General features: G+C 58.0%; 16 protein-coding genes. 6 read left to right on the top strand and 10 right to left on the bottom strand.

Translation table 11 applies throughout. The features are described 5' to 3' along the window. Position 1: 1 nt before the first annotated feature. Genes I9184_RS18630 through I9184_RS18605 form a run of 6 tightly spaced genes read left to right on the top strand, consistent with a single transcriptional unit; the run spans position 2 to position 4,029 of the window. Positions 2-973, top strand: a complete 972-nt coding sequence (locus I9184_RS18630) for a YVTN family beta-propeller repeat protein (RefSeq protein WP_171205913.1) — start codon at positions 2-4, stop codon at positions 971-973. 19 nt (positions 974-992) lie between these two features. Further along, positions 993-1,430: a hypothetical protein gene (locus I9184_RS18625; RefSeq protein WP_171170174.1), complete on the top strand. Its 438-nt coding sequence runs from the start codon at positions 993-995 to the stop codon at positions 1,428-1,430. 15 nt (positions 1,431-1,445) lie between these two features. Beyond that, positions 1,446-1,694: a PepSY domain-containing protein gene (locus tag I9184_RS18620; protein ID WP_171723916.1), complete on the top strand. Its 249-nt coding sequence runs from the start codon at positions 1,446-1,448 to the stop codon at positions 1,692-1,694. Between the two features lie 20 nt (positions 1,695-1,714). Continuing rightward, positions 1,715-2,680, top strand: a complete 966-nt coding sequence (locus I9184_RS18615; RefSeq protein WP_209835401.1) for an ABC transporter substrate-binding protein — start codon at positions 1,715-1,717, stop codon at positions 2,678-2,680. 6 nt (positions 2,681-2,686) lie between these two features. Further along, the gene (locus I9184_RS18610) at positions 2,687-3,436 is read left to right on the top strand and encodes an ABC transporter permease (protein ID WP_209835400.1); all 750 of its coding nucleotides are present in this window, start codon (positions 2,687-2,689) and stop codon (positions 3,434-3,436) included. Next, positions 3,433-4,029, top strand: a complete 597-nt coding sequence (locus I9184_RS18605) for an ATP-binding cassette domain-containing protein (protein ID WP_209835399.1) — start codon at positions 3,433-3,435, stop codon at positions 4,027-4,029. Before I9184_RS18610 ends, I9184_RS18605 begins: the two co-directional genes overlap by 4 nt. Positions 4,030-4,031: 2 nt before the next feature. On the opposite strand, the gene pqqE is transcribed toward I9184_RS18605, so the two are convergent. From pqqE to I9184_RS18555, 10 genes are all read right to left on the bottom strand, one after another. Then, positions 4,032-5,144: a pyrroloquinoline quinone biosynthesis protein PqqE gene (gene pqqE / locus I9184_RS18600; protein WP_209835398.1), complete on the bottom strand. Its 1,113-nt coding sequence runs from the start codon at positions 5,142-5,144 to the stop codon at positions 4,032-4,034. Next, positions 5,144-5,416 carry a pyrroloquinoline quinone biosynthesis peptide chaperone PqqD gene (gene pqqD / locus I9184_RS18595; protein ID WP_171637167.1) on the bottom strand — a complete coding sequence of 91 codons (273 nt, stop codon included), beginning with the start codon at positions 5,414-5,416 and terminating at the stop codon, positions 5,144-5,146. Before pqqD ends, pqqE begins: the two co-directional genes overlap by 1 nt. Further along, on the bottom strand, positions 5,416-6,165 hold the full coding sequence (pqqC, locus tag I9184_RS18590; RefSeq protein ID WP_209835397.1) for a pyrroloquinoline-quinone synthase PqqC: 750 nt from the start codon (positions 6,163-6,165) through the stop codon (positions 5,416-5,418). The genes pqqD and pqqC overlap by 1 nt, the downstream gene beginning before the upstream one ends. Next, positions 6,162-7,058 (bottom strand): pyrroloquinoline quinone biosynthesis protein PqqB, encoded by an 897-nt coding sequence (gene pqqB / locus I9184_RS18585; protein ID WP_209835396.1) that lies wholly within the window; start codon positions 7,056-7,058, stop codon positions 6,162-6,164. The genes pqqC and pqqB overlap by 4 nt, the downstream gene beginning before the upstream one ends. A gap of 23 nt (positions 7,059-7,081) precedes the next feature. Beyond that, the gene (gene pqqA, locus I9184_RS18580; RefSeq protein ID WP_117873022.1) at positions 7,082-7,183 is read right to left on the bottom strand and encodes a pyrroloquinoline quinone precursor peptide PqqA; all 102 of its coding nucleotides are present in this window, start codon (positions 7,181-7,183) and stop codon (positions 7,082-7,084) included. A 102-nt stretch (positions 7,184-7,285) separates the two neighbouring features. Then, positions 7,286-7,969 (bottom strand): response regulator transcription factor, encoded by a 684-nt coding sequence (locus I9184_RS18575; RefSeq protein WP_171637164.1) that lies wholly within the window; start codon positions 7,967-7,969, stop codon positions 7,286-7,288. Between the two features lie 4 nt (positions 7,970-7,973). Next, positions 7,974-9,575, bottom strand: coding sequence for a HAMP domain-containing sensor histidine kinase (locus I9184_RS18570; RefSeq protein ID WP_209835395.1), 1,602 nt, complete (start codon positions 9,573-9,575; stop codon positions 7,974-7,976). After that, complete coding sequence (locus I9184_RS18565) at positions 9,572-10,363, bottom strand: ABC transporter permease (protein ID WP_171363233.1); 792 nt, start codon at positions 10,361-10,363, stop codon at positions 9,572-9,574. The genes I9184_RS18570 and I9184_RS18565 overlap by 4 nt, the downstream gene beginning before the upstream one ends. Beyond that, positions 10,360-11,106, bottom strand: coding sequence for an ABC transporter ATP-binding protein (locus I9184_RS18560; protein WP_209835394.1), 747 nt, complete (start codon positions 11,104-11,106; stop codon positions 10,360-10,362). The genes I9184_RS18565 and I9184_RS18560 overlap by 4 nt, the downstream gene beginning before the upstream one ends. A gap of 220 nt (positions 11,107-11,326) precedes the next feature. Continuing rightward, entirely contained in the window at positions 11,327-12,211 is an 885-nt protein-coding gene (locus tag I9184_RS18555; protein WP_209835393.1) for a LysR family transcriptional regulator, read from the bottom strand. Positions 12,212-12,281: the final 70 nt, after the last annotated feature.

Raw genomic sequence — 12,281 nt, 5'->3', positions numbered from 1 at the left:
GATGAAACGACTTTTGTTGACTGTTGCCTGTGCTGCGCTGACCGCGGGTCCCGTGTTTGCGGGCAAGGCTTTTGTCTCGAACGAGCGGGGCAATACGATTACCGTGGTTGATACCGAAACCTGGGAGGTGATCACCGAATTTCCAGGCGGCAACCGACCGCGCGGGATCACCGTCAGTCCGGATGGCGGCACGCTGTATGTCTGTGCCTCGGATGACAATATTATCCGAGTATTTGATACAGAGACCTATGAGGAACTTCCCAGTTTGCCCTCTGGTCCGGACCCCGAGCTTTTCATTCTCGAACCCTCGGGCAAGCGGCTCTATATCGCCAATGAGGACGACAACCTGGTGACGGTCACGGACACTGAAACCCGCACCATTCTGGCCGAGGTTCCGGTCGGCGTCGAGCCCGAGGGCATGGGGATCAGCCCCGACGCCAAGTTCGTGGTCAATACGTCCGAGACCACCAACATGGCGCATTTCATTTCCACCGAGGATTATTCTATCAAGCATAATGTCCTGGTCGACCAGCGCCCGCGCTATGCCCAGTATACAGCGGATGGAAAGCGCCTGTTCGTGACATCGGAAATCGGCGGAACCGTCACGGTCATGGATATTGCAGAAGACGGAACGCCGACGGTTGTCGGCAAGATCAGCTTCGAAGTAGCGGGCGTGCAGCCGGAATGGTTGCAGCCTGTCGGTGCCAAGGTGACATCGGATGGCAAACGCCTGTTCGTTGCTTTGGGGCCCGCAAACCGGGTTGCCGTCGTTGACGCGCAAAGTCTTGAAGTGCTGGACTATATCTTGGTGGGGCAGCGGGTCTGGCAGTTGGACTTCACACCGGACGAAAAATATCTGCTGACCACGAATGGCAATTCAAACGACATCACCATCATCGATGTCGCCTCTGAAAAGGCGATCAAATCGGTGCAGGTCGGGCAACAGCCCTGGGGTGTGGTGACCATTGACTGAAGTTCTGGGAGGGACAGGAATGAAGAAACTTATGATCGCGGCCATGGTCGCGGCGCTCGGTGGGCCGATATCGGCGGCACCTCTTTGCGATGATCTGGGATTTGCCGGGCTTCTGGCGAAATGCAACCGCGGGGAAACCATCAAGCTGACGCTTGCTTCGGGGCAACCGTTGGGTGAGGACGTGGTTCTGCAATCCGGCGCGTATTACAAGCTTGAGATCACCGCTGACGGTTCGGCGGAATTGGCCATCGAGGGGCCGTCTTTCTTTCGCGCGATCTGGATGAATGAGATCGTGATCAACAAGATCGAGATCCGTCCTATGGCGGTGGACAGCATCGAGTTTGACAAGGCCGGCGTCGCCGAATTGTCGTTTATCGCGATCAAACCCGGCAGTCATGAAATTCGCATCCCCGGTTCCACCGGTGACACGCAACGCATTACGGTGAGTATTCAGTAACGGAGAGATAACGTCATGAAAAGATTTGGAATGTTGATAACCGTCGGGCTTCTGGCGGCCCCGGTTTTCGCCGACGACATTGACGCCGAAACGGTGGCAAAGATCGAGGCCTATCTTGTCTCTGTCGAGTGTCAGATGGACCCGGATGACATCGAGGTTGAAGATGATGGTTACGATCTGGACGATGTCATCTGCAAGGGCGGCAACCAGTTCGACATCAAACTGGACAAAGACTTGAATGAAATCAGCCGAAAGGCGGAATAGCGATTAAACGGGATCGGGTCATGTTCAAACTTCTTGCCGCGGGCCTTGCATTTGCACTCAGTTCGGGGGCTTTCGCCGCCGAGACCCTGCCGACCATTCGCGCGGCCGTACTCAAGATCGGAACGGTGAATTGGGAGCTTGAGACCATTCGCCGGAACGGTCTGGATCGGAAACATGGCTTTGTCCTTGATGTTCAACCGTTTGCCGACAATGGCGCAACGCGTATCGCGGTCGAGGGGGATGAGGCTGATTTGGCGGTTGCCGACTGGATTTGGGTTGCGCGTCAAAGGGCTGCCGGCAAGGACTATGTGTTCATCCCTTATTCCAAAGCCGTGGGCGGGGTGGTTGTGCCCGCTGACAGCCCGGCAACCAGTTTGAAGGACTTGGCGGGCGGCAAGATCGGCATCGCGGGTGGACCGCTGGATAAATCCTGGCTGATCCTGCGCGCCTATGCAGCAAAGGAATACGGGATGGACTTGAAAGCCGACACCGAACAGGTGTTCGGTGCGCCGCCTCTGATCTTCAAATCTGCTTTGAACGGCGATTATGCCGGGGCGATCAATTTCTGGCATTTCCTGGCCAAGATGAAAGCGTCCGGCATGAAAGAACTGATCTCGGTTGAGGATGCCGGGCAGGCCTTGGGGCTCGACACCAATACGCCTTTGTTGGGCTATTACCTGAAAGAGAGTTTTTTGAACGAACACCCCGACCTTGCGCAAAGCCTGTTTGCCGCCAGCCGCGACGCCAAGGACCTGCTGGCCAATTCGCCCGAGGCATGGGAGGCGATCAGACCGCGCATGAACGTCAAGTCCGATGCACAATTTGAACAACTCAAGCTCGATTGGATCGCCGGTATTCCCGATCGCCGCCCGGTAGATGCGGTCGCGGCCAACAGGATGCTGGAACTTATGACCGAATTGGGCGGGGCTGAACTGGTGGGCGCTGCGACGACTGTGCCGCAGGGTCTTTTTGCTGACGTGGAATAGGATCAGATGCAAAATGCGCGCCTCACGCCGCTTTTGTCTATCGCAGGCCTTGTGGCCTTGTGGATTGTTGCGGCGTCGCTGACCGCAGACCCTCAGATACTGCCGCAACCCTGGGACCTGGTCCCCAGATTTCATCAAGAGCTTGCGTCAGGAGAGTTGCTGCGCAGCCTTGGCGCGACCCTGTCACGCGTGATCTGGGCTTTCGTGCTGGCAATGACATTGGGAACGATCATTGGCCTGGCCATGGGGCGGTCGGATGCGCTGAACCGCTGGCTTGATCCATGGCTGGTTGTCTTCCTGAACCTGCCCGCGCTGGTTCTGATCGTGCTGTGCTACCTCTGGATCGGATTGACCGAGGCTGCGGCGATCACGGCGGTTACGCTGAACAAAATCCCCAATGTCGCAACGATCCTCCGAGAGGGCGGCCGGGCGCTGAGCCCGGATCTGGATGCGTTGGCACGGGTCTACCGGATGCCGTGGCAAAGGCGACAGCGCCATGTGATCCTGCCGCAGCTTGCCCCGTTTATCGCAGCTGCCGCACGGTCCGGGCTTTCTCTGATCTGGAAAATCGTCCTCGTGGTCGAGTTTCTTGGGCGCTCATCCGGTGTCGGGTTTCAGATCCATTTGTTTTTTCAGCTGTTCGATGTGGCAATGGTGCTGGTCTACGCGTTTTCGTTCATTGCTGTCATGCTGGTTGTCGAATGGCTGGTTCTTCAACCTTTGGAGCGCAATGCTCGACGGTGGAGAACTGCATGATCAGAATTGACATCCAAAGGAAGCGCTTTGAACACCACGCCGTTCTGGGCCCCATTGCATTTGACATCGCCGCTGGGGAAACGGTCGCGCTGACCGGACCATCGGGCATCGGAAAGACGACGCTGCTGCGATTGGTGGCAGGCATTGACCCGGATTTCGAAGGCCAGATCGTGCGGCCGGATCGGCTTGCCATTGTGTTTCAGGAACCCACTTTGCTGCCATGGCGTTCGGCTTTCGATAATCTCGCCCTGATCCATGGTGACCTGTCGCAGGCTGACATTGACGCCGCGCTGTCAGACGTCGGCCTGGACGGAAAGGGGGATTTGTTTCCCGGTCAATTGTCATTGGGTCAGCAGCGCCGGCTTTCTCTGGCGCGCGCCTTTGCCGGGCAGCCTGAATTTCTGATTATGGACGAGCCTTTTGTATCACTGGATACCGAAACGGCCGAGACGATGCTGACTCTGACCGAGGACCTCATCACGCGGCATCGCCCGGCGACCCTGTTCGTGACGCATTCCAAACCCGAAGCACGGCGGCTTTCCGACCGGATCCTGACCCTGGTACCCGGGCCCAGCGGTGCGGTTCTTGGTTAGGGTCATTCCGCAGGCTCTCTCGCCGCACCGGGTGCGGTACGATATGTGAAGGGTGCATCCGATTTGGCGGCATGTTCGTTTGCCTGGTTTTGCAGGGTCTGATGGTGGGGTGATTTGATGCAAACCGGATCAGTGGCGCTTGCGTCTCCGATAACGGCCATGGCCTGACAGCGGCAGCCACCAAAATCAATGGTTTTGCGTTCGCAGGTTTTGCACGGGTCCGACATCCAATCCGTTCCGCGATAGGCATTGAACGCGCTGCCATGGAACCAGATATCCGCAAGCGGTTTGTCCTGTACCCGGTCAAATGTCAGATGCGGGATGGACTGAGCCGCATGGCAGGGCAGAACCTGACCGTCTGGCGCCACGTTCAGCCCGGTTGTCCCCCAGCCGCCCATGCATCGCTTGGGGTAGTCGTCGTGATAGTCTGCTGGAACATAATCGATGACCAGTTGCCCCTTGAGGTCTTTCCTGGCCTCGGCCACCTGTCGCGTCACCTGTTGCGCCTGTTCCCGCGTCGGCATCAACGCATCCCTGTTCCGCAAGGCCCAGCCGTGGAACTGCACTGTTGCAACTTCGATCCGCCGGGCACCCATCTCCTGTGCCAGTTCCAGCGCCCGCGGCAGTTGGTGGGCGTTGTGACGGTGCAGCACGAAGTTCAGGGTCAGCGGAAACCCGATCTTCTTGATCCATTCGACCGTTTTCATCTTGCGGTCAAACCCGCCGCGATAGCCGCCTACCTTATCCGCCATCGCGGCGTCGGTGCCCTGAAGAGAAAGCTGGATATGGTCCAGGCCGACTTCGTCCAGCTCATACAGGCGTCGCTCGGACAGGCCGATCGCCGACGTGATCAGGTTGGTGTACAACCCGGCCTCACGCGCGGCATTGACCAGCGCAACCAGATCGCGGCGGGATGCGGGTTCGCCACCGGACAGATGCAATTGCAAGACACCAAGCGCCGCCGCTTCTCTGAAAATACGTGCCCAGGTTTCGGTATCCATCTCATTGTCGAGTTTGGCCATTTCGACTGGGTTGGAGCAATAAGGGCAGGACAACGGACATCTGTGCGTCAGCTCGGCCAGCATGGCAATGGGGGGAGGGGGTTTTACCTGCATCAGATGACATCCAGAAAGCGACGGGCCCGAAGGGCATCCAGAAACCCCGAGCTGTCTTCGACAATCTGTTCTTCCGGGGCGTTGTATTTCCTGGACAGTCTCGCGGTGATCTGACCAAAGCTGCGTTGGCCGTCAACTTCGCTCAGAATCGCATGTCCGATCTGATCCAACGTCACGGCCCGTTCAGGTGCCAGCAGAACCCATTGTTCTCGCACGGAATCGAAATGGATGCGGACACCACGCGGTAGCAAGGGGACCTCCTGCGCCAACATTACGACGCCTGCCGCATCCGTAAACCGGTGTCCGGCTTCCATGCCCCCGGAGGAATTCGGGCAGGTTCGACATAGGCGCCCCACAGGGCATCCAGCTGCGACCAGAGGACATCGGTTTTGAATATCAGTGCCTTGGCTGCCGCGTCCTGTTTTTCAGCGGTGTCGGCATGATCCAATACCCATGCCAGACCAAAGGCCACATCCTTGGGGGCTTCTTTCAGGCGGTTGCGGAAATAGGCAAGCGAGCTGTCATCCGCAAAATCGTAATGCCGAAGCAGGCCTTCGATCCTGTTGGCATGAATCTTGGGAGCAAACAATTCAGTGAGTGAGGCCGCAACCGCTTCCAGCAACGACTTTTCGCGGACGTATCGCACGTAAGCGTCCACCGCAAATCTGGTGGCAGGCAATACGCCGTCGCATGAGGCGACATAGTCCGGATCCAAACCGACGGCTTCGGCCAGTCGCAACCAGCGCCGGATACCACCTTCGTTGTCTTCCGTGCCGTCATGATCTTCGATCCGCGACCGCCAGGCTCGGCGCAGCGCAGGATCTTCTACACGCGACATGAAGGCGGCGTCCTTCATCGGGATGGAATGCTGATAATAGTAGCGGTTGATCACCCAAGCCCGCACTTCGTCAGGCGTGCATTGACCACCGTGCAGGCGATGATGAAACGGATGAAGGTCGTGGTAACGCTCGGCTCCGATCCGACGAAGTCGGGCCTCGAACTCTTTGTGGCTTTGGGTCATAGCGTTATCTCCATGCCATCCTGGCCTATCGTCCAGCCTTTCGCCCTTGCCCGGGCGTTCTCGGCGCTGTCGGGGCGCAGAACCGGATTGGTGTTGTTCATGTGGATGAACACTTTCCGGCCGATTTTCATATCGGCGAAACCAGCGATCGATCCATCGGGGCCGTCCATCGACATATGGCCCATGCGCTTGCCCGTTTTCTGACCCAACCCGGCCTGCACCATTTCCGTGTCGTGCCAAAGCGTGCCGTCGAAAAACAAAAGATCGGCCTCGTCAAGTCGGGCGCGCAGCTCGGGCGTCAATGCGGCACAGCCCGGTATGTAATATGCCGTCTTCCCCTGCGCGCTCAGCGCCACTCCGACGGTTTGTTCGCCAACCAATTCGGTTTCGACATGTTCCCCTTCCAGATACAGAGGCACTTTGCCGGGCACCGAAAACAATGTTGCCTGCAAGCCGGGAACCAGATCGAACGTCTGATTCAACGAGATCGGCGCGCGAGTCACGACCGAGGCGTTCAAGGCGTCGAAAATCGGGTTCTGCGCGATGACGTCCTGAATGCTCTGGGTTGCAAACAGCGTGAATGGCTGCATCTCGCGCAGCGTCAGCAAGCCGGCCACATGGTCGATGTCACCATTTGTCACCAGCACCGATTGAATCGGCACCTCTCGCAACCCGGACGGATACAGGACAGGCGTATTGCCGATCTGCGTTCGAATATCCGGAGACGCGTTCAGGATGGCCCAGTTCTGGCCATCGGGTGAGACCGCGAGTGATGATTGCGTCTGCGCCGGGATATGTCCGCTTCGGGCCAGATTGCAGTTTTCACATCCGCAATTCCATTGCGGAAGGCCGCCGCCAGCAGCGGCCCCAAGTATTATTGCGCGCAACGTCATTTAATGTTGGCGCTTGCAGCTGATCAAATCAGGCCGCCACCGCGCTCATCGTCATGATCGGGGCCGTACATGTTGATTTCCATGCCGCATTCGATTTCGCGAATAACAGGTCTGTTCCAAGCCATATCAGGGTCCTCCTCCTAGAATGTGCTTGCGAGCAATGTGGCAGGTCTCATGCGCCCGTGCGACTCTTAATTCATAAGAAGGATTTAGACTTTGGTCGGTACTCAGGCGTCATCTGACAGTGGAGCAGTTCCCTGAAGGCAGAAGCCTTGATTGCGTATGGTTTTGATTTCAAATCCAAAATCATCCGACCCCAATTTCTTTCTCAGATATCCGATGTAGACGTCCACCACGTTTTCGTTACTGGACCCGTCCTGTGACCAGAGCGTGTCAAACAGTTCTCCTCGGGATATTGGCGATCCGGCCTTGCTGTTGAGCAGTGTGAGCAGTTCGAATTCACGTTCGGTGAGCGCAATGCGTGTCTCGCGGATCGAAAGTGTTCTGTCCCGCGACGACAGGCGCGCGGGGTCCGGGCGCTGAGACAGCACGCGTTGTTCCTGTACCTGCAACCGGGCGACAAGCTCATCAAAGCTGAACGGCTTAATGACGTAATCATCGGCCCCGGCTTCAAGCCCGGCGGCACGATGATCGACATCGGAAAGGGCAGACAACATCAATATCGGGATTCCGACCCCGGCAAGACGCGCGGCCCGGACCAGTTCGATACCACTGTCGGTTCCCAGCATGACATCGACAATCGCGCCCGAGAATACACCGCTTTTCAACCGCTCCAACCCTTGGTCGGCGCGGTTTTCAGCCTCGGCTGAGTAGCCGTGCAGCGACAGGCCCCGGACAAGGGCCGACGTGATTCTGGGGTCGTCATCTATGATCAGCAGTCTGGAGACCATTTTTCTATGCCTCCGCCAGTGGTAGTCGAATGCAGACATTTGTACCGGCATTTGATCCCAAGGCGTCTTCACGCGGAACCGGGCTTGCCACCGAAATGGTTCCTTCATGGGCCTCTATAACCCACCTGGCCAGTGCCAGCCCGACACCGAAACCCTGACTGTTTGCTGCCCCTCCTTGTACAAACCGCTCGAAGATCCGGGTTTGGGCGCCGGCGGGAATTCCGGGGCCGTTATCGGTCAGCTGTATTTGAACGCCACCATCAACCGATTGACCGGACAGCAACAACGCCTTCCCGTCCCGCGCATGTCGGATCGCATTGCGTATCAGACTGAGCAGGACCTGACGAATCCAGTTCAGGTCACAGTGCAACGAACAATCCGGGAAGTCGCCCGTTTCAAGCTGCATGTCGGCGCCGTCGATTTCAGGTTGAATGTCGCTCACAACTGTTTGCATCAGATCGCATAGTGCAACGTTGGTTGGTTCCAGAGCCAGCTCACCGGTTTCGGAACGGGCGACGCGCAGCAAATCATCGATTCTCTGGTTCAGTTTTGCGGCGCTGCTTTCGATTGTTGCCAACGCCTCTGGCGCGGTTTGGTTATCCCTCTGGCCTATCTGAGCTTCCATCATGATGACCGTCAGCGGTGTGCGCAGTTCGTGACTGACATCAGCAAAAAAGCGGCGCCGGTTTTCGTCGATCTTGGACAGGGATTCATTTGCAGCGCTCAGTTCGCGGGTTCGCTGGGCAATGGTCTCGTTCAACCGGGCCCATTCTGCGTCAACCTCGGCCTGGCGTTTTCTCAATGCAGCGGCCATGCGGTTGGTCTCGCCATATAACTGGCCGATCTCATCATTGCGGGTTTGAGGCAGCGAAATTGTGAATTCGGATCGGCCGACCTGAACCGCCGCGTTGCGCAGCCGATCCAGACGAGAGAACTGCGGTCGCACCAGGCCAAAATAGAACCACGCCGTGCTGAGCAAGGCGAACAGTGCCAGTGCCAGTGCCGCCCAGGTCAGAACCCAGCGGGTCCTTTCGATTCCCGCCATGACGGAGTTTCGAAACAGTACCTCGGTATTCACCGCCTGGCTGAGAAGGGGATCAAACGCCGACGCAAACGAGTCGACATAGGCGCGGAGCTGGGCCTGATCGGCGTCTGCGTCGGCTAGCCCTTCCAGCGTGCTGGCCAGCAGCGCCTCCATTCTGGCCAGACCCAGGGATTGGGTTCCGTATCGCGATTGTTCGTCCAGCCCCAGGGATTGAACCGCGGCAACGGCATCTTCCACATCGGAACGAAGGTTCAGAAACGTTGCCCCAATTTGGTCTTGGATCGGCGAAAGGCGATCGAGTCGAGACTCGACCGTTTGGCCGGTCTGTATCGACTCGGTTGCGATCACAAGAAATGTGGCCGCCTGGGTCGACAGAGCAGCATATCGTGCCATGCGGGTTTCCGATGCCAGTGCCGTTTCCAGGCGGCTGGCGACGGTCTGCATCCCGAAGTAAAGGATTGCGGCCGCCAGCAGGGTGCCTGATCCAAGCACGACGGCCCCAAGGCCCAAGCGTGTTTTCAGAAGCAGACTCCGCTTTGCGGTTTGTGGCGCGGCCGTCATGATTTCCGCCTCATCAGGCCCCGGGCCGGGTCGTACCCCCAAACGGCGATCGCGCTCAGTATCGCGGTTGACGCCAGAACCCACAGCAGGGCCCCCCAGTTGATCTGCAAGTAAAGCAGAAACCGGATCAACTCGACCACATGCGTGAAAGGATTCAGCGCACAGATATCCCGCAGCAATGGCGAGCTTTCAGCCATTTTCCACAGCGGATAAAGGGCGGAGGACAGGAAGAACATCGGGAAGATGACAAAGTTCATCACCCCGGCAAAATTCTCCAGCTGCTTAATGAAACTGGACAGCACCAGCCCCAGCGCGCCCAGCATCAGACCACCCAGAACCAGCCCCGGCAAAACCGCGACATAACCGGGTAACGGCAGGACAATGCCGAACACAGCGGCCAATGCGAGAAACGTATAGACTTGCAGGATGGATATCGCCGTTGATCCCAGCAGACGGCAGAACAAAAGCCACCAGCGCGGGAACGAGCTGGTCAGCAGAAGGCGCATCGAGCCCATCTCGCGGTCGTAGACAAGGCTGAGCGAGCTTTGCATCCCATTGAACAACAGAACCATCGCACACAGGCCGGGGACGATATAGGTCTCGTAAGTGATATAGGTCTGGTAGGGTGGAATGATCGACAGGCCGAGGGCCGCGCGAAACCCTGCTGCGAAGATCAAAAGCCAAACCATTGGCCGGACCAGGGCTGCCAGAAATCGTTCGCGTTGATGGATGAAACGCAGAAACTCGCGTCCGATGATGGCGCGGGCGACTCCCAGGAATCCGTTCATGTCGGGACCTCGGTTCGGGACAGGAACCAATCGGACAGTGTTTGATCCCCCCGCAGGCGGCCCACCTGCCCACTGGCAAGAATCTGACCGCGATGCAGAACCAGAAGCTGGTCGTCGTCGCGCATTTCATCTGTCAGATGCGTGGCCCACAAGACGCACAGCCCCTGTTCCGCCAGGTCGTGCACATGGTCGGTTATCGCGTGCCGAGCCGCGGCATCAAGCCCAACGGTCGGTTCGTCCAACAGCAACACCGAAGGTTCGTGCAGCAGGGCACGCGCCAGTTCCATCCGGCGGCGATGGCCACCATTGAGATCGCGCACTCGTTCCCCGGCGCGGTCGCGCATGTTCAGCCGATCCAGCGCCGCATCGATACGGCCGGGGACTTCGGATCGCGACAACCCATGCAGAGCTGCGAAATAGGCCATGTTCTGGCGCACCGTCAAACCCAGATCCAGTGTCGGTTGCTGAAAGACCACGCCAAGCTTTGCCAGCGCCTTGCGTGGGGATTGGCGCAGATCATGGCCCGCGACCGTGATTTCACCGTCCGGCGCCACAAGCAATCGCGTGAGCAGCGACACCAGTGTAGATTTTCCGGCCCCATTCGGACCGAGCAGACCACAGAACATCCCCGCCGACACGTCAAAAGAGACAGCATCCAAAGCCGCCTTGGCGCCATAATTAAAGCTCAGGTCGCGTACGGCGAGACCAGGATCGGTTTCCGCCGAGGGGCGCGCGTCTGACATTCTTCCTCCGTCCCGAACCATGGTTCTTGACAGCAGCTTGCATCGTCGGGGCGCGTTTCTCAACCTTCCAGTCCGATGCCGGACCACGACTTAAGTATGTGAAGCTTCACGGATTTGATGGTATCGCCCGAAGGATTCGTCGCCAAATTTGGCCAGCCGAGACTGTCAGGGGAAGGCGGGCCTGATCGGCGCGAACACCCCGTTTTGCGGGCACCGCTTTTCAGTTTGCGTTCAGCAAAAACGATCTGAACTCTTTGAGTACGGGGGATCTGCTGAAAGAGGGTGTGAATTTGGCCACCATTGCGCGAGGAAGCTTCAACGAGGCCGAAAACGGGCGAACCAGATCGCCATTGTCCAGCAAGTTCTGAACCAGAACTTCGTGCGCCATCAACACGCCACCGCCATGACGCGCCTCTTCCAGCGCGACAGAATACAACGAGTGCACGGTTCCCGTCTTCGGTACACGTGCGCCATCTGGTTGGCTGTTCAGCCAATTGTCCCAATCATTTGCCCATGCCCCGTCATGGAGAAGGGTTTCCTTTGAAAGATCTGAAACAGATTTCAATCTGTCCGCGACCGAGGGGGCGCAAACCGGGAAAATCACATCTTCGGCTATTTCGATTTCGTTGGCGCCGATCGGTTCACCGGAAAAGAACAAGGTCATGTCAAATGGTTCACGCGCAAGGTTTGGCGGCGTTTCAAGGGCCACAACTGACACGGACAAATCCGGGGCAATTTGCCTGAGCGTTCCAAGTCTGGGCGCCAGCCACAATTGCGCGATCGACGGCAGCGCGGCGACCTTGACCTTGCGCGGCAGGGCCTTGGTTCGAAGTTCCTGCACGGCCATTCCCAATTGATCAAACGCCTGGGTGAACCCGGGCAAAAGCTCTTCGGCAAGCGCCGTCATCTCGACCCCGCGGGCATTTCGGACAAAAAGTTGGGTGCCGGCCCAGGCTTCAAGGGCCTTGACGTGCTGAGTTATCGCGCCCGGTGTAACGGATAGCTCGTCTGCCGCAGCGGCAAAACTTCCAAGCCGAGCCGCCGCTTCGAATGCTCGTAAAGCATTGAGATGTGGGCCTTTCGGGCGACGAGGGGAAAGTGACATCCATTTAAGCCTTAGTTTTTCTGCGGCAAATAAATAGCAATACTGATTTGCTTCGGCCAGTGGAACTCTG

The organism is Ruegeria sp. HKCCE3926 (assembly GCF_017872515.1).
Taxonomy (GTDB): domain Bacteria; phylum Pseudomonadota; class Alphaproteobacteria; order Rhodobacterales; family Rhodobacteraceae; genus Ruegeria.
Note: the sequence above shows the minus strand (reverse complement) of the source record. Positions and strands in the feature narration are given on the sequence as shown.